Source organism: Paenarthrobacter sp. TE3676 (assembly GCF_056279165.1).
On the sequence record NZ_JBWBQU010000006.1, the window covers coordinates 155,735 to 178,541 of the forward strand.

General features: G+C 62.9%; 22 protein-coding genes. 10 read left to right on the top strand and 12 right to left on the bottom strand.

Annotated elements, in window-relative coordinates; genetic code table 11:
* Nucleotides 1–25 precede the first annotated feature (25 nt).
* Nucleotides 26–739 (top strand): SAM-dependent methyltransferase, encoded by a 714-nt coding sequence (locus ACZ881_RS15440; protein ID WP_370629192.1) that lies wholly within the window; start codon nucleotides 26–28, stop codon nucleotides 737–739.
* Nucleotides 740–752: 13 nt separating this feature from the next.
* On the opposite strand, the gene ACZ881_RS15445 is transcribed toward ACZ881_RS15440, so the two are convergent.
* Nucleotides 753–1,790, bottom strand: coding sequence for an Lrp/AsnC family transcriptional regulator (locus ACZ881_RS15445; protein ID WP_476116726.1), 1,038 nt, complete (start codon nucleotides 1,788–1,790; stop codon nucleotides 753–755).
* Between the two features lie 141 nt (nucleotides 1,791–1,931).
* Here ACZ881_RS15445 and ACZ881_RS15450 point away from each other — a divergent pair, with 141 nt between their 5' ends.
* Both ACZ881_RS15450 and ACZ881_RS15455 read left to right on the top strand, forming a co-directional pair.
* Entirely contained in the window at nucleotides 1,932–3,149 is a 1,218-nt protein-coding gene (locus ACZ881_RS15450) for a M20 metallopeptidase family protein (protein WP_476116728.1), read from the top strand.
* Nucleotides 3,150–3,179: 30 nt separating this feature from the next.
* Entirely contained in the window at nucleotides 3,180–4,472 is a 1,293-nt protein-coding gene (locus ACZ881_RS15455; protein WP_476116730.1) for an MFS transporter, read from the top strand.
* A gap of 76 nt (nucleotides 4,473–4,548) precedes the next feature.
* On the opposite strand, the gene ACZ881_RS15460 is transcribed toward ACZ881_RS15455, so the two are convergent.
* Nucleotides 4,549–5,826: a CynX/NimT family MFS transporter gene (locus ACZ881_RS15460; protein WP_476116732.1), complete on the bottom strand. Its 1,278-nt coding sequence runs from the start codon at nucleotides 5,824–5,826 to the stop codon at nucleotides 4,549–4,551.
* A 643-nt stretch (nucleotides 5,827–6,469) separates the two neighbouring features.
* On the opposite strand from ACZ881_RS15460, the gene trmB reads away from it, so the two are divergent.
* Genes trmB through ACZ881_RS15475 form a run of 3 tightly spaced genes read left to right on the top strand, consistent with a single transcriptional unit; the run spans nucleotide 6,470 to nucleotide 8,283 of the window.
* On the top strand, nucleotides 6,470–7,375 hold the full coding sequence (gene trmB / locus ACZ881_RS15465) for a tRNA (guanosine(46)-N7)-methyltransferase TrmB (protein WP_364309079.1): 906 nt from the start codon (nucleotides 6,470–6,472) through the stop codon (nucleotides 7,373–7,375).
* Nucleotides 7,376–7,396: 21 nt separating this feature from the next.
* Nucleotides 7,397–7,789: a hypothetical protein gene (locus ACZ881_RS15470; protein WP_476116735.1), complete on the top strand. Its 393-nt coding sequence runs from the start codon at nucleotides 7,397–7,399 to the stop codon at nucleotides 7,787–7,789.
* Nucleotides 7,789–8,283, top strand: a complete 495-nt coding sequence (locus tag ACZ881_RS15475) for a type II toxin-antitoxin system RatA family toxin (protein WP_091470080.1) — start codon at nucleotides 7,789–7,791, stop codon at nucleotides 8,281–8,283. Before ACZ881_RS15470 ends, ACZ881_RS15475 begins: the two co-directional genes overlap by 1 nt.
* A 3-nt stretch (nucleotides 8,284–8,286) precedes the next feature.
* Here ACZ881_RS15475 and ACZ881_RS15480 read toward each other — a convergent pair whose 3' ends face one another.
* Nucleotides 8,287–8,961 (bottom strand): anti-sigma factor family protein, encoded by a 675-nt coding sequence (locus ACZ881_RS15480; RefSeq protein WP_476116738.1) that lies wholly within the window; start codon nucleotides 8,959–8,961, stop codon nucleotides 8,287–8,289.
* A complete protein-coding gene (locus ACZ881_RS15485; RefSeq protein WP_476116740.1) occupies nucleotides 8,958–9,455 on the bottom strand; it encodes a sigma-70 family RNA polymerase sigma factor in 498 nt (165 codons plus the stop codon). Before ACZ881_RS15485 ends, ACZ881_RS15480 begins: the two co-directional genes overlap by 4 nt.
* Before the next feature lie 145 nt (nucleotides 9,456–9,600).
* Between ACZ881_RS15485 and ACZ881_RS15490 the strand changes: the two genes are divergently transcribed.
* The gene (locus tag ACZ881_RS15490; protein WP_476116742.1) at nucleotides 9,601–10,140 is read left to right on the top strand and encodes a COG4315 family predicted lipoprotein; all 540 of its coding nucleotides are present in this window, start codon (nucleotides 9,601–9,603) and stop codon (nucleotides 10,138–10,140) included.
* 92 nt (nucleotides 10,141–10,232) lie between these two features.
* Here ACZ881_RS15490 and ACZ881_RS15495 read toward each other — a convergent pair whose 3' ends face one another.
* Nucleotides 10,233–11,183, bottom strand: a complete 951-nt coding sequence (locus ACZ881_RS15495) for a type IV toxin-antitoxin system AbiEi family antitoxin domain-containing protein (RefSeq protein ID WP_476116744.1) — start codon at nucleotides 11,181–11,183, stop codon at nucleotides 10,233–10,235.
* 165 nt (nucleotides 11,184–11,348) lie between these two features.
* On the opposite strand from ACZ881_RS15495, the gene ACZ881_RS15500 reads away from it, so the two are divergent.
* Nucleotides 11,349–11,942 carry a DUF5655 domain-containing protein gene (locus tag ACZ881_RS15500; protein WP_454811840.1) on the top strand — a complete coding sequence of 198 codons (594 nt, stop codon included), beginning with the start codon at nucleotides 11,349–11,351 and terminating at the stop codon, nucleotides 11,940–11,942.
* Between the two features lie 97 nt (nucleotides 11,943–12,039).
* On the opposite strand, the gene ACZ881_RS15505 is transcribed toward ACZ881_RS15500, so the two are convergent.
* From ACZ881_RS15505 to ACZ881_RS15520, 4 genes are all read right to left on the bottom strand, one after another.
* Entirely contained in the window at nucleotides 12,040–13,017 is a 978-nt protein-coding gene (locus ACZ881_RS15505; RefSeq protein ID WP_476116747.1) for an ABC transporter ATP-binding protein, read from the bottom strand.
* 1 nt (nucleotide 13,018) lies between these two features.
* On the bottom strand, nucleotides 13,019–13,810 hold the full coding sequence (locus tag ACZ881_RS15510) for an ABC transporter permease (protein WP_476116749.1): 792 nt from the start codon (nucleotides 13,808–13,810) through the stop codon (nucleotides 13,019–13,021).
* A gap of 55 nt (nucleotides 13,811–13,865) precedes the next feature.
* Nucleotides 13,866–14,660, bottom strand: coding sequence for an ABC transporter permease (locus ACZ881_RS15515; RefSeq protein ID WP_091470063.1), 795 nt, complete (start codon nucleotides 14,658–14,660; stop codon nucleotides 13,866–13,868).
* Nucleotides 14,661–14,767: 107 nt separating this feature from the next.
* The gene (locus ACZ881_RS15520; RefSeq protein WP_476116751.1) at nucleotides 14,768–15,616 is read right to left on the bottom strand and encodes a DMP19 family protein; all 849 of its coding nucleotides are present in this window, start codon (nucleotides 15,614–15,616) and stop codon (nucleotides 14,768–14,770) included.
* 165 nt (nucleotides 15,617–15,781) lie between these two features.
* On the opposite strand from ACZ881_RS15520, the gene ACZ881_RS15525 reads away from it, so the two are divergent.
* Nucleotides 15,782–19,237 carry a DEAD/DEAH box helicase gene (locus ACZ881_RS15525; RefSeq protein WP_476116753.1) on the top strand — a complete coding sequence of 1,152 codons (3,456 nt, stop codon included), beginning with the start codon at nucleotides 15,782–15,784 and terminating at the stop codon, nucleotides 19,235–19,237.
* 24 nt (nucleotides 19,238–19,261) lie between these two features.
* Here the strand turns inward: ACZ881_RS15525 and ACZ881_RS15530 are convergent, their stop codons facing one another.
* Nucleotides 19,262–20,002, bottom strand: a complete 741-nt coding sequence (locus ACZ881_RS15530; RefSeq protein ID WP_476116755.1) for an alpha/beta fold hydrolase — start codon at nucleotides 20,000–20,002, stop codon at nucleotides 19,262–19,264.
* Between the two features lie 73 nt (nucleotides 20,003–20,075).
* Between ACZ881_RS15530 and ACZ881_RS15535 the strand changes: the two genes are divergently transcribed.
* Nucleotides 20,076–20,774, top strand: a complete 699-nt coding sequence (locus tag ACZ881_RS15535) for a helix-turn-helix transcriptional regulator (protein ID WP_476116757.1) — start codon at nucleotides 20,076–20,078, stop codon at nucleotides 20,772–20,774.
* A 26-nt stretch (nucleotides 20,775–20,800) separates the two neighbouring features.
* Here the strand turns inward: ACZ881_RS15535 and ACZ881_RS15540 are convergent, their stop codons facing one another.
* Nucleotides 20,801–21,973, bottom strand: coding sequence for an MFS transporter (locus ACZ881_RS15540; RefSeq protein WP_476116759.1), 1,173 nt, complete (start codon nucleotides 21,971–21,973; stop codon nucleotides 20,801–20,803).
* On the bottom strand, nucleotides 21,970–22,632 hold the full coding sequence (locus ACZ881_RS15545) for a GntR family transcriptional regulator (RefSeq protein ID WP_474661425.1): 663 nt from the start codon (nucleotides 22,630–22,632) through the stop codon (nucleotides 21,970–21,972). The genes ACZ881_RS15540 and ACZ881_RS15545 overlap by 4 nt, the downstream gene beginning before the upstream one ends.
* Between the last annotated feature and the right edge of the window lie 175 nt (nucleotides 22,633–22,807).

Sequence of the window (22,807 nt, forward strand, 5' to 3'; positions counted from 1 at the left end):
CGCGGCGTCGCGGCACGCTTGGGTAATGACTGAACACACGCACGACGCCGCCACTCACCAACACGGTCAACACACCCACGAAGGGGCTCAGCAGAGCGGACTGAACCTCCACGAGGACGCCGACAATGCCGTGGACATGTGGGACGGCATGTACCGGGAGCGTCCCAAGGTGTGGAGCGGAAACCCGAATCCGCAGCTGGTGGCGGAAGTTGCAGGCATCAAACCCGGAAGAGCCCTCGACCTCGGCTGCGGGGAGGGCGCTGACGCTATCTGGCTCGCGGCGCAAGGCTGGACGGTTACCGCAATGGACGTGTCCGCCGTCGCGCTTGAACGTGCAGCCGCGCATGCAGCAGAAAGCGACGTCAGCGAGCGGATCACGTGGCAGCAACAGGACCTCACGGAATGGGAGCCTGAGCCCGTCTTCGATCTGGTCTCGGCCCAGTTCCTGCACTCTCCCCTCCTGCCGTGGCGGGATTCGGTGGCATCAGCCGCGGCAGCCGTCGCACCCGGCGGCACGTTGCTGGTGGTGGGCCATCACCCGCATGGGCTCCCGTCGTGGAGCCATCATCATGAGTCCGGAATGTTCTTCACGCCGGAGCAACTGGCAGGTGCCCTGAGGCTGGACCGCGAGCCGTGGTTCGTCAACGTCCTGACAGACCGGGCGCGTAGTGTCACGGGACCCGACGGCGAGTCCGGCACCACCCTGGACACGGTCCTGAGGGCAACCAAGCACGCCTAGAAACCTGCACGCCCTAAATACCGGCTGGCAGCAGCTCTCCGTAGGGCGGCACCACTGTTCCTGTGGCGGTGGAGTCCGGATTGAGCATCCAACCCACGCGTTTGGCCGTGTTCAGCATGACCACACTCTCCACCAGTTGGACGCCCGGGATCCGCTGCTGGATGGTGAGCTCCATTTCCATGACGTCCGCCAGCGAGCGCAACCACATGATCATAGTGAAGTTGGTGCGGCCTGTGGTGGACGCGGAGAAGCGGATGTTCCTGATGGCCCGCAACTCTGTGGCTGCGGCTTCGTGCTCACCTGCGGGAACGTTTGCGAACCATTGGACCGTGATGGGGAAGCCGGAGAATTGTTGGGCGATTTCGCAGCGGAACGACAACATCCGGCTGCTCAGGACCCTGCCCAATTGCCGCTGGACCGTGGCGGGGTTTCGGCCCAAGGCGCGGGCAATTTCGGCGGCTGTGGCACGGCCGTCGCGGGCGAGGAACGGGATGATCGCCAGATGACTCTCCGGTAGCGGGAGCACCATGGCGTCGTGGGCTGACGGGCTTGCCGATTCAGGTCCGGCGAGCGCCTTGAGTGCCTGCTGCTCTGCCTTGGTGAGGACGTTGAGCCGCCACGCATATCCGCTGGTGTGAATCCGAGTGCAGAGGGCTGTGTGGTACTTGGTGAGCCCTCTGATCTCCTTGAGTTTCGGCAACACCCGTGTGCTGAACAGCCCCAGGTCCTGCGTGATCACAGTGAGCGTGAGGTCGCGATTGCTGGCAGCCTCTTCTACCGTGATGACCTCGGGAAGTCGGGCGACTGCGGAGGTGACATCCGGCCTAAGGTGCATTTCGCAGTCGATATCCACCATGGCCAGGCACATATCCTTGGGGTCGCCCATGAGGTGTGCGGTGGTCCATGCTGCACCGGCTCCCCTCAGGCGTTCCCATCGGGATGCCAGCGTGGTGGCGTGGACGCCCAGGACTTCTCCGGCGTCGGACCAGCTGATCCGTGGCGATATCTGAAGGGCGTTGACCAGGCGCAGGTCTTCCTCGCTGAGCTCCATGAGCCCATTCTTGCAGAAGCGTGCATGATTCCTGCTTGAAAGCACTGGTCGGTGCATATTTACAGTTGTTTAGCATCATGTGAATCACGTCACCCCAGAATGGCATGAGGAACACGTCACCTAGGAAGACCAGGAGCACACATGACCATCGCCGCCGACGCCAAGGAACTGCAGGAGGACATCGTCCGCCTCCGCCACGACCTCCATCGCGAACCGGAGATCGGCCTGCAGCTCCCCCGCACGCAGGAGAAGGTACTCCAGGCGCTGGATGGGCTGCCTTACGAGATCACCCTTGGCAAGGAAACGACGTCGGTCACCGCGGTTCTGCGCGGTGGTGCGGCTCACGCTTCGGCTGAGAAGCCCGTGGTGTTGCTGCGTGCCGACATGGATGGACTTCCTGTGCAGGAGACTACGGGCGTGGACTACACCTCCCGCGTGGATGGAGCCATGCACGCCTGTGGCCATGACCTGCACACCTCCATGCTGGCCGGCGCCGCCACCCTGCTGGCCGAGCGGCGCGACCAGTTGCCGGGCGACGTCATCCTCATGTTCCAGCCCGGCGAAGAGGGCTTCGACGGCGCGAGTTACATGATCAAGGAAGGCGTCCTGGACGCGGCCGGTCGTCGCGCAGACACTGCCTACGGTATGCACGTGTTCTCCTCCCTTGAACCGCATGGCCAGTTCGTCACCAAGCCGGGCGTCATGCTCAGTTCCTCCGACGGCCTTGTCGTCACTGTGTTGGGCGCGGGCGGCCACGGCTCCGCTCCCTACTCCGCCAAAGACCCCGTCACTGCAGCTGCCGAGATGGTCACGGCACTTCAGGTGATGGTCACGCGCCAGTTCAACATGTTCGATCCCGTGGTCCTCACAGTTGGCGTCCTGCACGCCGGAACCAAGCGCAACGTCATCCCCGAGACCGCCCGTATCGAAGCCACCATCAGGACCTTCTCCGAGGAGTCCCGTCGGAAGATGATGGAAGCAGTACCCAGGCTGCTTCATGGCATCGCTGCAGCCCACGGCTTGGAGGCGGACGTGCATTACCAAGAGGAATACCCCCTCACCATCAATGATGAGAACGAGACCACCACTGCGGAGAAGGTCATCGCCGGAATGTTCGGCGAGTCCCGGCACACCCGCATGGCCACTCCCCTGAGCGGTTCCGAGGACTTCTCCCGGGTCCTGGCCGAAGTCCCCGGCACCTTCGTGGGACTCAGCGCAGTTGCCCCCGGCGCCGACCACACGACGTCGCCATTCAACCACTCGCCCTACGCAATGTTCGACGACGGTGTCCTCACCGACGGTGCCGCGCTGTACGCCGAACTCGCCGTGTCCCGTATCGCCGCCCTCGCCGGCAACTAACTCCCGGCCCGCCTGATCTTGGAGAAGCACATGACCACCACCGTAGGAACGTCCCCCGACGTCAAAGTCCACAAGTCGCACATGCGCACGCTTGTTGGCACCGGCATCGGCAACGCCGTTGAATGGTACGACTGGGCCATCTACGCCACGTTCTCGCCGTTTATCGCGAGCGCCTTGTTCAGCCAGGCCGATCCCACATCAGCAGTGCTGTCCACCTTGGCGATCTTCGCCGTCGGCTTCGTTGCCCGTCCGTTTGGCGGCTTCGTGTTCGGCTGGATCGGCGACCGGATCGGCCGCAAGACCTCCATGACGGTGGCTGTTGCCCTGGGAGCCGTCGGTAGCCTCCTCATCGGCATCGCCCCAACGTTTGCAGCTGTTGGCGCCTTCGCTTCGGTGATGCTCCTGATCGCCCGCCTCATCCAGGGCCTGGCGCACGGTGGTGAGCTGCCGTCGTCGCAAACGTATTTGTCCGAGATGGCACCCAAGGAACACCGCGGCTTTTGGGCGACCCTCATCTACACCTCCGGCACCGCGGGAATCCTGGCCGGTACGCTGCTGGGTGCAATCCTCACGGCAACCCTGAGCAAGGAAGACATGAGCTCGTGGGGTTGGCGCATCCCGTTCCTCATCGGCGGCGCACTGGGGATCTACGCACTGTTCATGCGGGCCAAGATGAAGGAAACCGAAGCATTCGAGGCCGAGGCGCCCACTGAGAAGCGCCTGCCCATCTGGCCGCAGATCGTGAAGTACCGCAAGCAAGCCCTGCAGGTTATCGGCCTCACCGTGGGCCTGACGGTTGTGTACTACATCTGGGGTGTCGTGGCTCCGAGCTACGCCGCGACCTCGCTGAAGATGGACCGCGGAGAGGCGCTCTGGGCCGGCGTGGTGGCCAACGTGGTGTTCATCGCCGCGCTGCCGTTCTGGGGCAAGCTGTCCGACCGCATCGGCCGCAAGCCTGTGATCATCAGTTCGGCCGCGGGCGCCGCGCTCCTGCACTTCCCCATGACGTGGCTGCTCAAGGACTCACCGTGGCAGCTCGCCGTGTCCATGTCCGTGATGCTGTTCTTCATCGCCGGTAGCGCCGCGATCGTCCCGGCGGTCTACGCCGAGCTGTTCCCGACCCACATTCGCACCATTGGCGTGGGTGTTCCGTACTCCATCTGCGTCGCTGCCTTTGGTGGCACGGCTCCGTACCTGCAGACGTGGCTCGGCAGCGTCGGGCAGGCCCAGTTGTTCAACGTATACGCAGTGATCCTGCTGCTGGTGGGCATCGCGTTCGCCTTCTCCATCCCGGAGACGAAGGGCAAAGACCTCACCGTCTAGCCTCTCCTCCCCAACTAGGTGACAGCACATGTTCCAATGAGCCCTCATTGCGACGTGTGCTGTCACCTAGTTGGGTTTAAACGAAGCGGTCCCGGCCGGCCCGGTATCCGAAGAATGCTGCCAGGGAACCGACCACCAGGAACAGGATTCCAGCCGCTGCGAAGCCGCCCGTAGCCTGATGGAGCTGGCCTACCATCAGTGTGCCGATCGAACCCACTCCATAGCCGACGCCCTGCATCATGCCGGACAGGTGTGCCGCGGTGTGGGCGTCGCGGGTACGGACCATGATCATCGTGAGGGCCACGGCAGTCAGCGAACCCTGGCCCAGCCCGTTGAGCCCGGTCCAGACCCAGATCAGCTCGGTGGGGCCAAAGATGGTGAGGGCAAAACCGCCGCCGGTCATCAGGGCCACCACCATGTTGATGATTCGCTGGTCCTCGAAGCGCGTGGCCAGGGCAGGGGCAAACAGCGAGCCGAGCATCTGAAGCACGATAGACACGGACACGATCAGCCCCGCCGTTCCGCCGTCGATCCCCCGGTCGCGCAGGATCGGGGCCATCCAAGCGAACACACTGAACGACATCATTGCCTGCAGCACCATGAACAGAGTCACCTGCCACGCCACGGCTGAACGCCACATGTTCACGCCGCCGTGAACTGCTTGGTGTTTTACCGAGGGCTGACGGATTGCCAACGGCAGGAAGAGCAAAAGTACGACGGCGGCGGGCACCGCCCAGAACCACAGCGCCGATGTCCAGTGGCCGGTTGCCGTAAAGACCGGATACGTGAAGCCCGCGCCCAGTGCCGCCGAAGCGCAGATCGCCGTGGTGTAGAGCCCACCCATCAGGCCAAGGCGGTGTGGGAAATCCCGCTTGACGACGCCCGGAAGGAGGACGTTGCACAGTGCGATGGCAGCACCGCAGGCCGCCGTTCCGGCCAGAAGGGCGGGCAGGTGGCCCATTCCGGGGATCTCCAGGGGCCTGAGCACCAGCCCTACGGTGAGGACAGCCATGGCGCCCAGCAGCACACGTTCCGCGCCGAACCTGCGGGCGAGGACCGGAGCAAGGGGCGCGAAAACGCCCAACAAGGTAACCGGCACCGTGGTGAGGACGACCAGCGACCAGCCCGGCAGGCCGGCGTCGGACGTAATTTCCGGAAGCACGGCGGAAAAACTGGAGAAGACCGTCCGCAGATTCAGGCCGATCAGCACCAGGCAGATGCCTAAGTAGACGAGGCCCCGCTTGCCGCGGAGCTGAGTGGGGTCCGCGGCTGGTTCATCATCAATCTCGGCGTCCACCGCAATATCGGGAAGAACGGTTTTCTCTCGGTAGCCGGGCGTCTTGGAGGAGGTCACCCGTCCTATTCTGTCAGTCGGTCCTGATCCGGGCTTGTTGGGCAGGATGTGACCAGTCGACGACCGCCAGTGCAGTTATCCACATAGGGCTGATCACCCCTGCCTGTGTCGGTTGGCGATCCATAACGTTGAGGGCATGGACAAAGAGCCTGATCCTTTACCCACCACCATGGAGAGTCATGAGCCCAGCCTGGGTTACGTGCTCGTTCCCCCGGCCCAGCCACCGGGAATGAATACAGGAATTGCAAGCGTCGTGTTTTCTTTGGCTGCGCCGTTGTGCTGGTACGTGCCCATTCCCTTCTCTCTGCTTGCAGTGCTTCTTACGAGGTCAGGCACATCATCCGGCAGGTTAGCTTGGGTCGTGCCTGCCGTTGTGTGGAGCCTCCCGTGCACATGCGGATTTGTGGCACTAATACTGGGCATATCGTCGATGGTTTTGGCCAGAGGCCGCTCACCCGGCGGACGCCACACGAAGGCATGGTTTATGGGCATGTCCGGCTTGGCTGTTGTCGCACTGGAGGTCTCGATCGGCCTTTGGGTATTGATAACGAGTCCTTACCTGTTCCTCTTCTAAGAGGGCCCCGCTACCGTACTCGATCAGGTTCGCCGAACGACCCCGCCCAACCAAAGTATTCTGGAAAGGATGAGTGAAACCCCAGATTCCCCGCGACCAGTCACGCCCGGCAGCCAGGCTTCCTTCGGTACCTACGGTGGTCGGCCAGTCAGTTTTGTGCGCCGTGGCACCCGACTGCAGGGCCGCAGGCAAGCCGCATGGGAAGAGCACGCAGAACGCTGGGCCATTCAGGTGCCGCGCCATGTTGCCAACACCTCGGTGCACCCGGACTACACCTTCGATGCCGAGGCTGTCTTTGGGCGCAAGGCACCCCTGATTGTGGAGATCGGTTCGGGCCTGGGTGACGCTGTGGTCCATGCCGCGGAGCAGAACCCGGACAAGGACTTCCTTGCGGTTGAGGTCTACACACCTGGTTTGGCCAACACCATCATCAAGATCAACAGCCGTGGGCTGACCAACGTGCGGGTGGTGGAAGCCAACGCCCCAGAGGTTCTCGAGTCGATGCTCCCGGAGGGGTCGGTCAGCGAGCTTTGGGTGTTCTTCCCGGATCCCTGGCACAAGGCACGGCACCACAAGCGACGCCTTATTCAACCTGCCTTCGCTTCAGTAGCTGCCAAGGCTCTCGCAAAGGGCGGTTACTGGCGCATCGCCACGGACTGGTCCAACTATGCCGTGCACGTCCGCGAAGTGCTGGCCGGGTCCACAGAGTTCGAGAACATGCACGAAGGGGAGCGCAGCGGCGAGGAGAGCCCGCTGACGCAGGTCTGGCAGTCCGGCGTCGAGTCTGTTGTGGGTGGTGCGCCCGTCCGGGAAGGCCGCGCGCCGGTCAGCACCGAGCACACCGGTCCGAACGAGGGCGTTGATGAAGAAGGCGGCTGGGCTCCCCGGTTCGATGGCAGAATCCGGACAAGCTTTGAAAACAAAGCCCACGAGGCCGGGCGCATGATCTTTGACCTCACGTACCGCAAGCTTTAGCCAACGGACTATGGGGGAACCATGAGCTATCAGCCGCCGATCGACTACTACCAGCAACCACAACGGTCCGGCACGCGGGGCCTGGGCGCCGGCATAACGAGCATCGTCGCCGCTGTCCTCTCCCCCGTCGCGGCCGTAGTGAGCATTCCCTTGGGCATTGCGGCTGTCGCCTCGTCGATAAGCCGCTACAACCAGGGCAACGACGCTTGGTGGTTCGGTGCACTCATCCTGGCGGGAGTCGCGGTCCTTTTGGCTATTGTGGCTGTAGTCAGTGGGTTGATCGCCGTATTCCGCGCCGGGCGCATGAACGCGGGACGTATCACAGGGATCATCGGGCTGGCGATCATGGCGGTCAACGTCTTTGGTGTTGCCTTCATGGTGTTCCTGGTACTCGGCGCAGGGCAGGGATCCTAATGCCGCAGGTACGCGCCGAGCGGCTGATTCGGCTGGATCCCGAGACCGCTTTTGCCCTCTCCCAGACCACGGGTGATTTCAGGCTTAAATGGGATCCGTTCATCTCCGCCCAAGCCTTTCTGGATGGGGCCAAATCGGCTGGCAAGGGCGTCAGGACCCGGACTGTCTCCCGCATGGGCCTGAAAATGGTCAGTGAGTACGTCTCGTACACGCCTCCACGAAACGTGGGTATGACCATGGTGTCCGGGCCTTGGTTCTTCGAGAATTTCGGCGGCGGCTGGCGGTTCACCCCGGACGACGGCGGCACCCGGGCAGTCTGGAAGTACACCTTTTCCTGCCGCCCGGCCCTGGTGAAGCCGTTGGCCGAGAGGATCGGAACCTGGCTCCTGGGCCGGGAGATTGAGCGTCGCATTGAGGCGTTCGCCCGGGCTTGCGAAGACCAGGCCCTGATTGCGGAACTGCGTGCCCAGGGCTCAGGGGTCACGGACCGCTAAGGTTCACGGCACCGAAATCGAGGCCACGGTCTTCTCTGCTTCATCACGAAGCTCAACACCGGCGATGCCGGCCAACTGCACGGGCGTGGCACCCGTGATCTTGATCCGGCCGCTCTGAGTGGCCGTCCATCCGCACGTGCGTTCTTCGGCACCATCCCGGCCTTTCACCCACAGGTAGAGCGTGCCTTCCAGCGGCATGGACCGGCCCTCCACAGCGAGTTCGGTACCCCAGTTCTTCTTCACCATGCCCACGGTCAACTGCAATCCGCTTTCCGACTGAACCGAATAGCTTGCGTCCGGTTTCGTGGGCTGGTTCAGCAGGGGCCCGGCGAGGAAGCCAACAGCAAGGCAAGCAGCAGCAACCGCGCCCATCAAAGCCGCCCACCGCCGTCGTGATTTCCGCCTGCGGATCGACAGGTCCACTAAGACCTTCTCGGGGAGCGCCTCAGGTTTCGGTTCCAATGGTGAGAGCGCGTTCGCGCCGCCAGCAACGGTGAGGGCGACGGCGTCAGCTGCGGGAACGGCGTCGAGCAAGGCGGGCAGGCTTTCCAGTTGTTCCAACTCGTGGCGGCACTCAGCGCATTTGGCGAGGTGATCCTCAAACGTGCGTGCCTCCTCGGGCTCGAGCCCACCCAGCAAGTAGGCGCCCAGCGACTGGTGTGCGGAGTTGCCGTTCATCGTTCCACCCCCATTTCATCAAGGATCGTTCGGAGGGCTTTCACAGCGTAGAAAGCCCGGGATTTCACGGTTCCCGCCGGGATGTTCAGCTGCAGTGCTGCCTCGCTAACGGTGAACCTTTGATAGTGGAGGGCCACCAAAACCTGGCGGTGTTCGTGACTCAGGCGTAGCAGCGCTTCCTCCATGAGGACCCTGTTCAGGAGTTCATCAACGCGCTCCGTTGCAGGATGGTCCGGGAGGTCCTGCTCGCCGGCCTCGGCAGGGCGGCGCTGTGCCTTCCTGTAGTTGTCGATGATGACGTTGCGGGCCGTCCGGAAAAGGTAGCTGCGCAAACTTCCCGTGATCTGCGGGGCGTGCTGCCATACCTTGAGGATGGTTTCCTGAACGACGTCGTCCGCTTGATGGGCGTCGGACGTGCAGCTGAGAACGAAGCGCTTCAGAGCCGTGCCATGGTCGCGGTAGATCGCTGCCACCACCTCTTCATCCAACGGCATAGCCACCTCCCTCTTTCAGCTGCCCCTTCGCCTATACGACGACGCGCGAATGGAAAAGGTTCAGACCCTTGAACCATTCTTCCCCCGGCGGCGTCGTAGGGGTTAGCGCCGGTCCTTTCCGGCCGGCTCGTCAAAGGAGCTAGACATGAAGAAACGACTCAGTTTTGGATTCGGTGTGTTGATCCTGACCGCTGCCTTGGCCGGGTGTGGCGGAAGTCCTGGAACCACCGCTACCTCCACACCACCTCCCGCGGCTACTCCCTCTTCGGCAGCAACCTCCGCGTCCCCGACAGTGGACGCCACCACCGCAGCTGGGGCCGAAATGAAAGTGTCATCATCCAGCGCCGGGCAGATCGTGGTGGACAGCAAGGGCATGAGCCTTTACTTCTTCACCAAAGACGTCAAGGACTCGGGAACCAGCGCTTGCGTGGACGCTTGCCTGGAAGCTTGGCCTGTTTTCACCACGACGTCGGATACGCCCACGGTTGAAGGCGTCACCGGGACTATGGGAACCATTGCGACGCCTGACGGCAAGAAGCAAGTAACACTCAACGGCATGCCCCTGTACTACTACGCCAAGGACAAAGTTCCCGGCGACGTGACTGGTCAGGGCGTGGGCGGCGTCTGGTACTTGGTGAGCCCAGCCGGGGAGATGATCAAAGGCGCTGCGGGTTCGGGCTACTGACGCGTGGCACCGAGATCGCGGGAAGCCTGCCATGTCGCCGAAAGGTTCCTCGCGAACAGGCAGGGTTCCCATGAACTCGCAGTCCGGACTGATCACCTGAGCGCCCGAAGGATGCGTTCCTTGAAGGTGCGCTCTTGAAAAAGGTCCTTCCACTCGATTCGGATAAACCGCCAGCCCTCCTCTGCCAGTGCCTTTTCCCGCCGTCGTTCTTGAAAGATGACCTCGTCCGTCGGTTTGAAGTCGAAGTATTTGGTTCGACCGTCGAACTCCAGAGCCAGTTTTTCCGCTTCCCAAGCGAAATCCATGCGATGGCGACCCAAACGGGACTGCACCTCGAATTGGGGCTGTGGGGGCCTGATTCTGAGCCTTTGCATCAACTCACGGGTCAGCGTCTCGCCGGCAGACTCGGAGCGCGGGTCTGCGTTGTCCAAAGCCTTGCGCAGCGTGCGGATTCCCCGCTTTCCGGAGGAGACGGCTGCCATGTCGGCAAGTGCGCTGATATCGGCTCCGACTCGTAAACCATGGTCCATAATCACAAGTGCTTTGGGATAGCTAAGCATCCTGGCACTGTCAAAGATGGTGCGTTCGAGTGTGGTCGCCCGCAAACCCTGAACCTGCACCACATCGTCCTCGGTGAAAGTTTCTGTGTGTCCCCGGACATCCCTGCCCCAACGGTCGGAGGAAGGCCTGGATTGGTGCAGGACATGAACCTTGTCATCAACACCCCACACGAAGAGACCATGGAGTCGTGCCGCCGACAAATGGCTGTAAACGAAACCACCTGTTGAGGTGGTCAGTGTCTCATGCGCATGTGCCACGATCCGCTCTCTGGCCTGCCTCCTCGGCCCCAAGGAGTTCCACTTGCTAGCCCTGATATAGCAGCCATATCTCAAGCGATGCAGTTCACCGGCCTCCACAAGCGCCTTGATATTTCGACTGTTGAGACCGAATCGGAGTAATTCATCGGTCCTCCAGATATACCCACGCACGGGAAGCGGGCGGACTATCGGGGCGGTGCTTTCACGCGATGACGGCGGCTCCATCGGCTCAGCATGGCAACCAAACATACAGTCGCTAAAGAGGTGCGCGGCGCTATGTGGAAATCCGAGCGCCGAGGCCGCGGGAACGTTGCGAATACGCCGAAAGTTTGCCCGCGAAGGCGCACGTTTCCAGCGAAGTCAGAAACAGCGCCGGGCTACGATCGGGATATGGGCGAGACTTCTGACTTCAAGGCCGCAGCCAAGACATGGCAAACCATGGTGGACAGCAACCAGGCGTTGCTTCTGCGCAAGTCCGGACACGACGTCCATTGGTGGGCCGAAGAGGGCCGAGCCAAGGGCTTGAAGAACGACGCCGGGCTCCGCGACTGGATGCGCGACGAACACGGAATCACGGGCTACGCGCAATACGCAGTCTCGTGGGAAATGTTCGGCTACCCCGAGTTCATGCTCCGGGACGCCGATGAACTCATCGACGGCCAATACGCCAACCACCCCCAGTTGCGCCCCATAGCCGACGCTCTGATGGCATGGTCCGCTGAGACCGACGGCGTAGTGATCCAGATGCGCAAGGGCTATGTTTCGCTTCACAGCCCTCGGCGGAAGTTTGCCCAAGTCACCCGGACCAACAACACCACCGTTGATATCGCCCTGCGTTTGGACGCTCCAGCCGAGGGCAGGCTTGAGGCCGTGAAGGTTCGGGAGGGAGACTTCTTCGACCGCCGGGTGCGGCTGAAATCCATCGACGACGTCGACGACGAGCTACTCGGGTACCTCGCCAAGGCGCTGGACCAGAACAGCTAGACTGCAAGCCCAGCGCGCCGGGTTCGTGGGAAACCTGCCGTATCGCCGAAAGGTTCCGGGCGAGCACACAAGGTTCCAGCGAACTCGTGCAATTCAACTACCGCCTCGCACTCCCGTAGAGCTGTCGCACCAGGTGCTCGATATCGGGCTCGTGCAAGGACAGGTCGGCAACCTCGGCTGTGCTGGAAATCGCGGCAAGCACGGTGGCCGCTGAGAGCCTGCGCGGATCGAAGGAAACGCTGTGCCTGATTCCATCGGCCTCAATGCCCTCGTGCACTGCGCCGTCAGGCAGCGTAAAGAGAGCAGCGGAGTGCACGGGGGCGGTGAGGTCAACCACCATGGTTCGCACGGCTCCGGCCACCTCAGCCAAACCCGTGAGCGGACCGTCGTAGGCGATTGCGCCGTCGTCGACTACCAGGACGCGCTGGCATAAACGCTGGATGTCGCTCATGTCGTGCGTGGTCAGCAGCAGCGTGGTGCCGTTCTCGCGGCGCTCAGCGTCCAGGAACTGACGCAGTTTCTCTTTGCTGATCATGTCCAGGCCAATGGTTGGCTCGTCCAGGATCACCAGCTCCGGCCGGTGCAGCAGGGCAGCCGCGACCTCGCCCCGCATCCGCTGGCCCAAGGAAAGTTGCCGTACAGGCGTGGTGAGGAACTCCCCCAGGTCCACCTGATCGGCCAGCTCACGGAACCTGGGCCGCCAGTCGGCCTCGGGCATGCGATGCATGGCGCCGAGGATCGGGTAAGAGTCCTGCAGGGGGAGGTCCCACCAAAGCTGCGAGCGCTGTCCGAACACGACGCCGATCTTCCGGGCCAACGCTTTACGCTGAGGCACCGGGTTGAACCCGCAGACGGTCACGCGTCCCGAGCTTGGCACCAGGACACCCGTCAGCATCTTGATGGTGGTGGACTTGCCTGCCCCGTTGGCTCCGATGTAGCCGACGGCCTCCCCCGGTTCCACTGTGAAGTCGATCCCACGGACCGCGTGAACTGTCTTCTTGCGTCGCCGGAACCGCCCGACGGATTCCATGACTTGGAATTCCCGGCTCAGGTTATCCACTTCGATGATGGGCATGTCAACCTCCTGCGCCGGTGTATTTTTTGATGGCCGCCCGCCAGAGGAGCAGCATGAGTCCGCTAAGGACGACGGCGGCCGGCAGTCCCAGCCAACCCGTCCAGGCCGGGATACCGGCTGGGCCGTCGAGGTCGAGGATGACCAGGCTGGGAGCGTAGGCCACCAACGTTGCCGGGATGACGAACGTGAAGAAGATTTGGATCGGGAAGAACAGCGCCGCTCCGGGCATGGAGGCCACATACCGGCCGCCGTAGGTGAAAGCATTGGCGAATTGCCTGCCGTCGAGGATCCAGAATTGCATGGCTCCAGCGCCAAGGAAGAGTGCGCAGAAGATCGCCGCCCCCGCAAGGGGTGTGATGAGGGCCAACGTGACCTTGGCAGGGTCCCAGTCGATTTCCGTGAGCAGGAGAGCTGCAATAAGCGCAGCCACTGCGAAGATCAGCCGCCCGACGCGTCTCAGTTGGAAATCGGAGGTCGCCAATTGGAGCAGGACAGGCAAAGGCCGGACCAGCAGTACCTCCAACTTGCCGGACCTGATGGTCTCGGACATGGAATCGGTCTCCCCCATCAACAGGTCACCGAGTGCGAACGACACCGAGGCGAGCCCGAATACCAGGAGCGTTTGGGCCAGGGTCATACCCCCGAACGTGGAGACGTTGTGGACGATCGCGTAGAGCTCCACGAACTCAGTCAATCCCAGCAGGACTTGCCCGGCGACGTCGGAGAGGAAACTGCCCCGGTAGGCGAGCTGCGAGCGCAGCCGGGCGGAGACAAGGAGTCTGAGGAGGACCAAGTGAGTGACCGGGGCGTGAGGGTCCGGGGTTTTTCGCCGAGAGGTCGCGCGCGGACTAGCCACCTTGCACCACCAGCCTCCGCGAACCGAAGCGGACCATCACCTGCACGACCCCCAGCAGCACGGCCAGCCAGAGAAGTTGGAGACCCACCATGGCAAGGCTTTCGGCGCCAACGGTCCTTCCCGCGAGAATGTCCACCGGGGTCTGCAGCATTGACGGGAACGGCGTTGCCCGGGCGAAGTCGAGCAGCCAGTCAGGAAACCAGGTCACGGGCACCAGGAACCCGGACAGCAGGTTCATCAGGACCATGTACAGCATCCAGAAACCGCGGATTTCGAGCACCCAGAAGGACAACAGATTGATGGCGAAGAAGCCCAGAAAGTTCAGGGATACGGCAGCCACGATCGACACGAATCCCAGCAGGTAGGGCCCGGGACTTCCGGGCATCGCCAGCCCTGTCACCAGGGCTCCGACGATGAGCGGCGGTAACCCGCGCGGCAGCACGTCGAAGGCGGCGCGGCCTAGGTCTTGAGCCCAGTAGGACGCGGTCAGGTTGACGGACCGGGAAAGGTCGACGGCGACGTCCCCCGACTTCACGCGGCTTGCCAGCTCAGTGTTGCCGAACAGGCCCAAAGGTGCCAGGAGCGCCTGACCCAACCACACATAGGTGGCGGCCTCCATCGCCGAGTATCCGCCGATGGCCCCGCCCGCCGTCGTAATGGCGCTCAGCAGCAGCGACGCCCGGATGAGTCCGAAGACCGAGTTGGTGAAAGCGCCGGCGACGGCGGCAGTACGGTACGTGGAATGGCGTCGGAACGATGACTTGGCCAGCTCCCAATACGCACGCACCGGTCGAGTCTACTCACGGGCGGCAGCCAAACCGCCGGAACGCGGCGAAATCGCCGGAACGCTACGGCGAACTGGCTGCGTTCCGGCGATCTCGGCGGGAGCAAGGCTTACGCGTCGGCGAATTCCTCGGACTCCTCGAACTCTACGGCCGCGACAATCTCCTTGGTCTCCGGGTGAATCATGAAGGCCTCGTCGTCATCTTCCACCATGATGTAGTCGCCGTGGTCGGTGGAGAAGTGCCAGGCGAGGGTCTTCACGCCGTCGTGCTGGTAGTTGGGATCGCCCATGGTGATCTTTTCCAAGGCGTAGCCGGCCACGTCGCACAGTTCGCGGATGATGACCTCGAACTCGGGGGCGTTGGCGAGGGCTTCTTCGTCGGCTTCGGCCTGGCGCTCGGCGAGGTCCGGGATCTGGGCGACGCGTTCGGCAATGTGCGCTTCGATTTCTTCATCCGAAAGAGCCAGCAGTTCGGACTGGCCGCGGAGGTAGGCAGCGTTGAGCTCGATGATGTCCTCTTCTTCCAGCAGTGCCTCGAACTCGCCGTCGAGCTCGTCCAAGGTAACCACAGCTGCAGGCTGCGTTTCGGACTCGTCCAGGTCGCCGTCGAGGTAGGCCTCGGCTTCATCTTCGGTTAGGGCGTCGAAGGCCGCGGCGGTGCGGTTGAAGAGGTCAAGGTGCCGGGTAGCTCCCATGCCCTCGAGCCCGGCGCGGATGTAGGCGTCCACTTCTTCACGCTCCGGTGCGGTGAAGACGTACTGGGCGAAACCGCCGGACAGTGCCTGGGTCAGGTAGAAGTCCACAAAGTAGCTGTTGAGCGCAGGGGTCGCGATTTCGTCACTGTTGAGGAGCTCCGCGTACATCTCGTTCACCACGTTGACGTTGGAATCCACTACATCCGCACTGCCGGCTTCGAAGCTGGTCTTGCTCAGGACGACGGGGTACTCGTTGGTAGTCATGGGGAATCCTCACTGCTGAAAGCTGATGGTGCTCCGGACACTTTCAACGTACGCGTGGGAGCGGCGTGGCAATCGAGGAAGAGGTTAACGGAGGGCGAAGTTTGGGAGCTGTTTTCTGCTGACTAAGATTGAACAGATAACCTCCTGCCGAAAGTAGCCCTACGCATGCCGTCCCACACAGACGAAAACTGGGAACTGGCCATTCAGACTCCTGCCATCACGGACCGCTCGCTCGCGGCCGGATTGGCCTATGCCATGGGCAGCCGCGTGAACGGGATTTCTTTCGACGCGGCTACGGGCCTCCTGATGGGCAAGGTCCGCGGCACCGGTCCGCAGCCTTATTCGACGTCGGCAAAACTGGTGCGTAAACCCAGCGGCTGGAGCTGCACGGTGGGTATCTGCAGCTGCCCGGTCCGCAAGGACTGCAAGCACGTGGCCGCGTTGCTCTTTACTGCCGAAGACCACCCCACCATCCGCGCCCAACTTCTTTCCCAGGCTCCCGGAATTCAAACGTCGAGGGTGGGCTCCGGCCAACAGGGCGGCTCGGCACGTCCTGCGTGGGAACAAGCCCTCAACAGGTTGATCGCCAAACCTGGCACAGCTCCGAGCGCTGCCGGTATCCCGCTTGCGCTTCAGTTCGAGGTGGAAGAGCCCGCGGCCCACTTCTCCTACACAGGCCGCCGCGACCCCATGCGCAGCGTCCGCCAACTCAAGGCCCGCCCGGTCATGATGGGCGCCAAGGGCAAGTGGATCCGCGGCGACGTCTCGTGGAACAACCTGAGCTACGTCAGTTTCCGGCGTGAATTCAATGAGGTCCACGTCGAGTGGCTTCAGACTTTCCTCGCGGCACACGGCTCCAGCAACGGCCGGCAGCAACCGTCCGGTGCCATGTGGTTGAGCCTGAACGATTTCGCGGCCAAGAACCTCTGGACCCTCCTCGCCGATGCCACCAAGGCCGGTATTCCGCTCATTCACTCCGCTGGTAGCGAGCCTGTCCGCGTCGAGTCGCAACCCGCCGTCGTCGGCCTCAGCTTGGCGCGACTTGAAGCCGCTCCGGACACCGCAAAGCAGGAAGCGCCCGACGGCGGCCTGCAGCTCGCGCCGTCGGTGACCTTGGGCGGGGAACCCGTGGATCCGGGGTCCGTGGGGTTCCTGGGCAAACCGGCCAACGGAATCTTCTTCACGCACTCCGGGGAAACGCTGCCGGGGGTGCCGCAGCAGAAGAACCTCATCACGCTTGCCCCGATTGAGGGCGGTATCAGCGATGAGTTGCTGGAATTCGTCATGGATGGCAACACACTTCAGATCCCGGCCGAGGATGAGAGCCGGTTCCTGACCTCGTTCTATCCGAAGTTGCGGCAGTCCACGCCGGTGCAGGCCGCGGATGAATCGGTGGAGCTGCCCACACTGGCCGTCCCCACACTGTCCCTGCTGGCCAATTACGGCAACGACCACAAGGTCCGGCTGCATTGGGAGTGGCACTACAAGTCCGGGACCTTGGTCACCGCACAGCCGTTGTGGCGGCACCCGGATGACCGGGGCTATCGCGACGACCTTGAAGAAGCACGCATTCTGGAGTCACTTGGGCGGCCGTGGGATGTGGTCCCTGCGCTGGCCGAATCGGCAACGGGTGGCTGGGGTGCACCCCGCATTGCTGCCTCCGCTGAGCTCGGCGGCTTGGACACACTGGCGTTCACCGAGGAGGTGCTGCCCGCGCTCAAGGACCTGCCGGACGTCGTGGTTGAAACCTCCGGCGACATCGCCGACTACCGCGAAGCCGCCGAAGCGCCGGTGGTGTCCATTTCCACGAAGGAAACGGCGAGCGGCGACTGGTTCGACCTCGGCATCGTGATCACTCTCGAAGGCGAACCGGTCTCCTTCGCGGCTGTGTTCTCCGCGCTTGCTGCCGGAATGAGCCGCATGCTGCTGCCCAGCGGCGCCTACTTCTCGCTTGATCTTCCCGAGCTGCACCAGCTCCGCGCCCTGATCGACGAAGCCCGCTCCCTGCAGGACAACCCGGACAACAAGGACGGCACCCTGCAGATCAGCCGCTTCCAGGCCGGGCTCTGGGACGAGCTGGCGCAACTGGGAATCGTGGATGAACAGGCCGCCGCGTGGCGTGAAGCAGTTGGTGGACTGCTCGACGACGGCGTGACCGGGCTGCCACTGCCGGCAGGCCTTAACGCCGAGCTGCGTCCGTATCAGCTCGAGGGTTTCAACTGGCTCAGCTTCCTCTACAAGCACAGCCTCGGCGGCGTCCTGGCTGACGACATGGGCCTGGGTAAGACCGTGCAGGCGATCGCGCTGATTTGCGCGGCGAAGGACCTGGCTGCTTCGACTGCTGCCGCCGCCCAGGGTGATGCCTCCGAGGTGGCGCCCCGGGCTCCTTTCCTGGTTGTCGCGCCCACGAGTGTTGTGAGCAACTGGGCTGCTGAAGCGCAGCGCTTTGCGCCGGGGCTCGTGGTGCGGACCGTCGGTGAAACCTTTGCCAAAAGCGGCATGGCACCATCCGAAGCGTTGGCGGGCGCCGACGTCGTTATTACTTCCTATGCCCTGTTCCGGATTGATTACGATGCCTACGCCTCCTTCCAATGGGCAGGGCTGATGCTGGATGAGGCGCAGTTCGTCAAGAACCACCAGTCCAAGGCGTACCAATGTGCACGCAAACTGCCGGCCCGTTTCAAGCTGGCCATCACGGGCACGCCACTTGAGAACAACCTCATGGAGTTCTGGGCGCTGACATCGATCGTGGCGCCGGGACTGTTCCCGAGCCCCAAACGGTTCGCCGAGAACTACCAAAAGCCGGTCGAAAAGAACGGTGACTCCGCGCAGCTGGGCAAGCTCCGGCGTCGTGTGCGTCCGCTCATGATGCGCCGCACCAAAGAGCAGGTCATCAAGGATCTGCCGCCCAAGCAGGAGCAAATCCTGGAAGTGGTGCTGAACCCGCGGCACCAGAAGGTTTACCAGACGCACCTGCAACGTGAGCGGCAAAAAATCCTTGGGTTGATCGATGACGTCAACAAGAACCGCTTCACGATCTTCCAGTCGTTGACGTTGCTGCGTCAGCTCAGCTTGGATGCGTCGTTGGTGGATTCATCGCTGTCCGGGGTGCGGTCATCCAAGCTGGACGTGCTTTTTGAGCAGCTGGAGGACCTCATCTCCGAGGGCCACCGGGCACTGATTTTCAGCCAGTTCACAGGCTTCCTGGGCAAGGTTCGGGAGCGTTTGGATGCCGAGGGCGTTGAGTATTGTTATCTCGATGGCAGCACCCGCAACCGCGGCGATGTGGTCAGCGAGTTCAAGAACGGTGCCGCTCCGGTGTTCCTGATTTCGTTGAAGGCAGGTGGTTTCGGGCTCAACCTGACCGAGGCCGATTACGTGTTCCTGCTGGATCCCTGGTGGAACCCGGCATCAGAAGCTCAGGCCGTGGACCGAACGCACCGCATCGGGCAGGCCAGGAATGTGATGGTTTACCGCCTGGTGGCGAAGGACACCATAGAAGAGAAGGTCATGGCGTTGAAGGCCAAGAAGTCGCAGCTCTTCGCGGATGTGATGGAGGGAGACGCGCTGGCCGGTGGCTCGTTGACGGCGGACGACCTGGCGGCGCTGTTCGCGGAGTGACCTCCCCGAACAGCCTGCACTGGTTCAGTTGGCTCGTGAGGCAGCTGTCTGGATGACCTTGGCGAGGTCGCGGGGGCGGCTCCACATGGGCCAATGTCCCGTGGGGAGGTCAATGACCTCGAGATGCTCAATGTTCGCGACTTCAGCAAACATGGCATGGCCTGTGTGGGCCAACTCCAGCACCTGCGCGCCAGGGATGGAGCAGCACACCAAGGTGGTCCGGACCTTGCGGCGGGCATCGTTCATGAGCTCGACGGGCTGACGAAGCACGGGGCCAGGCTCAGGGACGGCCCGGGCACGAAAACGCTCGAGGACCTCTGTGCTCAAACCTTCGAGGCTGGCCTGCTGTGCCAGGACTTCGAGGGACGGCAGCGGGAGCTCCTCCAACCCTTCCGGGAGATCAGGGGCGAAGACGCTCCCTGTTGCAAGGGGGCCGGAGTCGACCCACACCACCAGATGAACAAGCTCAGGGTGTCGGTCAAGGACAAGGCTGACAGGGGCGTTGGCCCCACTGTGAGCGACGATTGTCGCGGGCTGATCTTCGGAAGTACCGAGTCCGGCAAAGATGTCCAGAATGGCTGCAGCTTGATCGTCGAGGGTCTTCGTCGCCCGTTGAGGATCGTCCCCGTCGAGACCAGGGAGCGTCACCGCAACTGCACGGGAGTGGTCGGTTTCCAGATGTTCAAGGACTTCATCCCACGCCCAGGCGCCCAGCCAGTGGCCGGCGATGAGGATGATGTCCGGACTGCTTGTAGTTGTTGTCATATCACTACCCTCGCAGGCGTCAAGGACAAGTGTGTGTCACTATTTATGTCATGAATTTAGAGCGACCTGAACGGTGAAGCGAACAGAACGCCTGCATGCTCTGTCCGAAATGCTTCGCCGTAGCGGAACGCGGGGGGTCTCCGCCGAGCGGCTGGCGAGAGAGTTCGAAGTGTCCGTGCGCACAGTCAAGAGGGACCTGGATGCGTTGGAGAGCAGCGGTGCCCCCGTATGGTCGCGCCCAGGGCCGGGCGGTGGCTACGGGTTGGCCGCTGGCGCTTCCCTGCCGCCCGTAAGCCTGTCCCCAACGCAGGCCGTAGCGCTCATGGCAGCCGTGTCTGCTGCACCCGACGCCCCCTATGCCGATCTGGCAGCAGCCGGGATCCGGAAGATCGTAGATGTCCTCGATCCCAAGACCCGAGCAAGAGCTGACGAGCTTGCTGGCCGTGTCTGGGTTAATGCGGGTCCCCCATCCTCGCGCACCATCAGGTCGGCTCTGGAGCAGGCGATGTCCGAGCAGCGGGTAATCCGCATCCGCTACACATCGAAGGACGGGAGCACGACCATCCGCGACGTCGAACCCGTGCTGTTCGCCTCAACGAACGGCCAGTGGTACTTGGTTGGCTGGTGTCGACTCCGCGACGCCATGAGATGGTTCATCGTGTCGCGCATCGATCGGGCCAGCATAACCAAAACGGCTTGCGGCTGCCATACTATCCACGAGGTCGGAGAACCCCCTGCGAACGCCAGACCCGTGCACGGTCGGGGCGTGTAAGCCGCGAGCTTCTCAGCTCAGTACAGCTAGTCGTCCAGCCGCACACCACGCAGCAACAACATGGTTCCACCCACGGCTACTGCGGATGCCAGGAACACTCCCGCCGCACCGAGTCCTACCGCCACGACGCCTATCGCGCTGGGCAGGACCACTTGGCCCACCCTGTTACCCGCCAACCGCAAGGCGAGCGCACGGCCGCGTTGGCCTTCGGGCGCTTGGGCTGAGAGCCAGGACATGGTCAATGGTTGGCCGATTCCGAGCCCCAAACCGAGGAATGCCATGACGATGAAGAGCAACCACGCGGGCATGGGAATCGCGGCCACCCCCAGCGATACCGTGGAAATGGCCAAGCTGAGGACCAGCAGTTTCATCCTGCCAAGTTTGCGGGACATGCTGCCCAGCCCAAGCCGGGAGACCATGGAAAACACGGCGCGAACCGTCAGCATCAGACCCACGGTGGCCGCGGTCAGGCCACGTTCGGCGCCGAGTGCCGGCAGGTACACGACGGTCAGGTCCACCACTGCCAGGACAGTAGCACTGGTGGCCAACGCCCGGACGACGCCGGGAGTCCTAAGAAGGGCGGCCGCACTGCCCTTTGGCCCTCCCTTGGCAGTGCGCCTCCCTCGGCTGACCTTCGAGGAAATCACGAACGTGGTCAGGAAGAGCACCAGGCTCATCGCCGTCGCGAGCAGGAAGATCGCGTTGGTGTTCGGGCGAACAGACGCACCGCCAACCACGGATATGGCCAACGGTCCAAGAGCCTGGCCCAGAGAGGCTGCGAAGGTCAGATAACCGAAAGCGGAGTCCAGACGCGTTGACGCCGCATTGTTCGCAACCACAGCCTGCTGCCCCACCACGCATGCCAACTGCCCTGCGCCCAGAAGCGCTGTGCCCGCCACCAGCGCGGGGACTGACGTCCCCCAGAACAACAGAAAGGCGGAACAACCCAGCACGACGGCGGCCCCGATCGCCATGAGGCGACGCTCACCAAGGCGGTCCACCAGTCCGCCGATGGGCAGGGCGAGCAGTAGGGGAAACACAGCGTAGCTCGCGGCAAGAAGGCCGAGGGCGAACCCAGGAACATCCAGCTCCAGGGCGCGGTACGTGGTGGCTGGCCGGACCAGGAAGGTGACAGCCTGGATGAGGGCCGAGTGGACCAGGAGTGCGGTGGACGAACGCCGTCCGAGTTCGCCGATCATTCGACCACGAGGCCAGTGCTCGAGATGACGCGCAAGGTCTCATCACGTGCGCCAATGACATGATCGAAGGCGACCTTGGCTGCCTTATCCGCATCCTTGGAAACGATGGCTTCGACCAAGAGCCGGTGATTGGCGAGCGCTTCGTCACGGCGTTCGGGAGCGTTGTTGGTGAAGTATCGGTAGCGTTCAACCTGGCTGGCGATCTGCTCATGGAAGCGCTGGGCCCAGGAGTTCCGCGCAATCCTGGCGATCGCAGCGTGCAGGGCAACCCCGTATTTCATGGCTTCGTCGGCAAACTCCACCATCGCGGCGTTGCGGGCCAGGATGCCGCGCAGTTCCTCAAGGTCCGCCGCGGTGGCGTTGGCGCAGGCCTCACGTGCCATCAGGGATTCCAACGCTGCGCGAACATCGTACAGCTCAGAAATCACCTTCTCATCCAGCGCGGGAACCAGGACTCCTCCGGTGGCTTGCTGTTCCAGCAGGCTCTCGGAAATCAGGCGGCGGATAGCTTCCCTCAGTGGGGTACGGCTGACCTGCAGGGCTGTGGCCATGGCGGGTTCGTAGATGCGCGCACCTGGCTTAAGTTCGAGGCTGAGGATCTGGCGCTTCAGCTCGCTGTAGACAACGTGCGCTCCTGTATTGCGTGGTTGTTCTGCCATGCCGTGCCGCCTTCAGGGAAAGTGTACTTGTATACATCTATACACCAGCCTCAAACGTGCGAGCAAAAGGGTTGCACCTGCGACCACTTCCGACCAATCCCGTTCGAGCCTGTTCGAGTGCCTTGTTGCCCCTCTCAGAGCCTCATAGTGTCGGCTTGCCGGGCCTTCCCGCGAG

What these genes read in the sequence shown, in the direction of transcription:
- ACZ881_RS15440 (WP_370629192.1), top strand. Translation starts at nt 26, where the DNA reads ATGACTGAACACACGCACGACGCCGCCACTCACCAACACGGTCAACAC.
- ACZ881_RS15445 (WP_476116726.1), bottom strand. Translation starts at nt 1,790, where the DNA reads ATGGAGCTCAGCGAGGAAGACCTGCGCCTGGTCAACGCCCTTCAGATA.
- ACZ881_RS15450 (WP_476116728.1), top strand. Translation starts at nt 1,932, where the DNA reads ATGACCATCGCCGCCGACGCCAAGGAACTGCAGGAGGACATCGTCCGC.
- ACZ881_RS15455 (WP_476116730.1), top strand. Translation starts at nt 3,180, where the DNA reads ATGACCACCACCGTAGGAACGTCCCCCGACGTCAAAGTCCACAAGTCG.
- trmB (WP_364309079.1), top strand. Translation starts at nt 6,470, where the DNA reads ATGAGTGAAACCCCAGATTCCCCGCGACCAGTCACGCCCGGCAGCCAG.
- ACZ881_RS15470 (WP_476116735.1), top strand. Translation starts at nt 7,397, where the DNA reads ATGAGCTATCAGCCGCCGATCGACTACTACCAGCAACCACAACGGTCC.
- ACZ881_RS15475 (WP_091470080.1), top strand. Translation starts at nt 7,789, where the DNA reads ATGCCGCAGGTACGCGCCGAGCGGCTGATTCGGCTGGATCCCGAGACC.
- ACZ881_RS15480 (WP_476116738.1), bottom strand. Translation starts at nt 8,961, where the DNA reads ATGAACGGCAACTCCGCACACCAGTCGCTGGGCGCCTACTTGCTGGGT.
- ACZ881_RS15485 (WP_476116740.1), bottom strand. Translation starts at nt 9,455, where the DNA reads ATGCCGTTGGATGAAGAGGTGGTGGCAGCGATCTACCGCGACCATGGC.
- ACZ881_RS15490 (WP_476116742.1), top strand. Translation starts at nt 9,601, where the DNA reads ATGAAGAAACGACTCAGTTTTGGATTCGGTGTGTTGATCCTGACCGCT.
- ACZ881_RS15495 (WP_476116744.1), bottom strand. Translation starts at nt 11,183, where the DNA reads ATGGAGCCGCCGTCATCGCGTGAAAGCACCGCCCCGATAGTCCGCCCG.
- ACZ881_RS15500 (WP_454811840.1), top strand. Translation starts at nt 11,349, where the DNA reads ATGGGCGAGACTTCTGACTTCAAGGCCGCAGCCAAGACATGGCAAACC.
- ACZ881_RS15505 (WP_476116747.1), bottom strand. Translation starts at nt 13,017, where the DNA reads ATGCCCATCATCGAAGTGGATAACCTGAGCCGGGAATTCCAAGTCATG.
- ACZ881_RS15520 (WP_476116751.1), bottom strand. Translation starts at nt 15,616, where the DNA reads ATGACTACCAACGAGTACCCCGTCGTCCTGAGCAAGACCAGCTTCGAA.
- ACZ881_RS15525 (WP_476116753.1), top strand. Translation starts at nt 15,782, where the DNA reads ATGCCGTCCCACACAGACGAAAACTGGGAACTGGCCATTCAGACTCCT.
- ACZ881_RS15530 (WP_476116755.1), bottom strand. Translation starts at nt 20,002, where the DNA reads ATGACAACAACTACAAGCAGTCCGGACATCATCCTCATCGCCGGCCAC.
- ACZ881_RS15540 (WP_476116759.1), bottom strand. Translation starts at nt 21,973, where the DNA reads ATGATCGGCGAACTCGGACGGCGTTCGTCCACCGCACTCCTGGTCCAC.
- ACZ881_RS15545 (WP_474661425.1), bottom strand. Translation starts at nt 22,632, where the DNA reads ATGGCAGAACAACCACGCAATACAGGAGCGCACGTTGTCTACAGCGAG.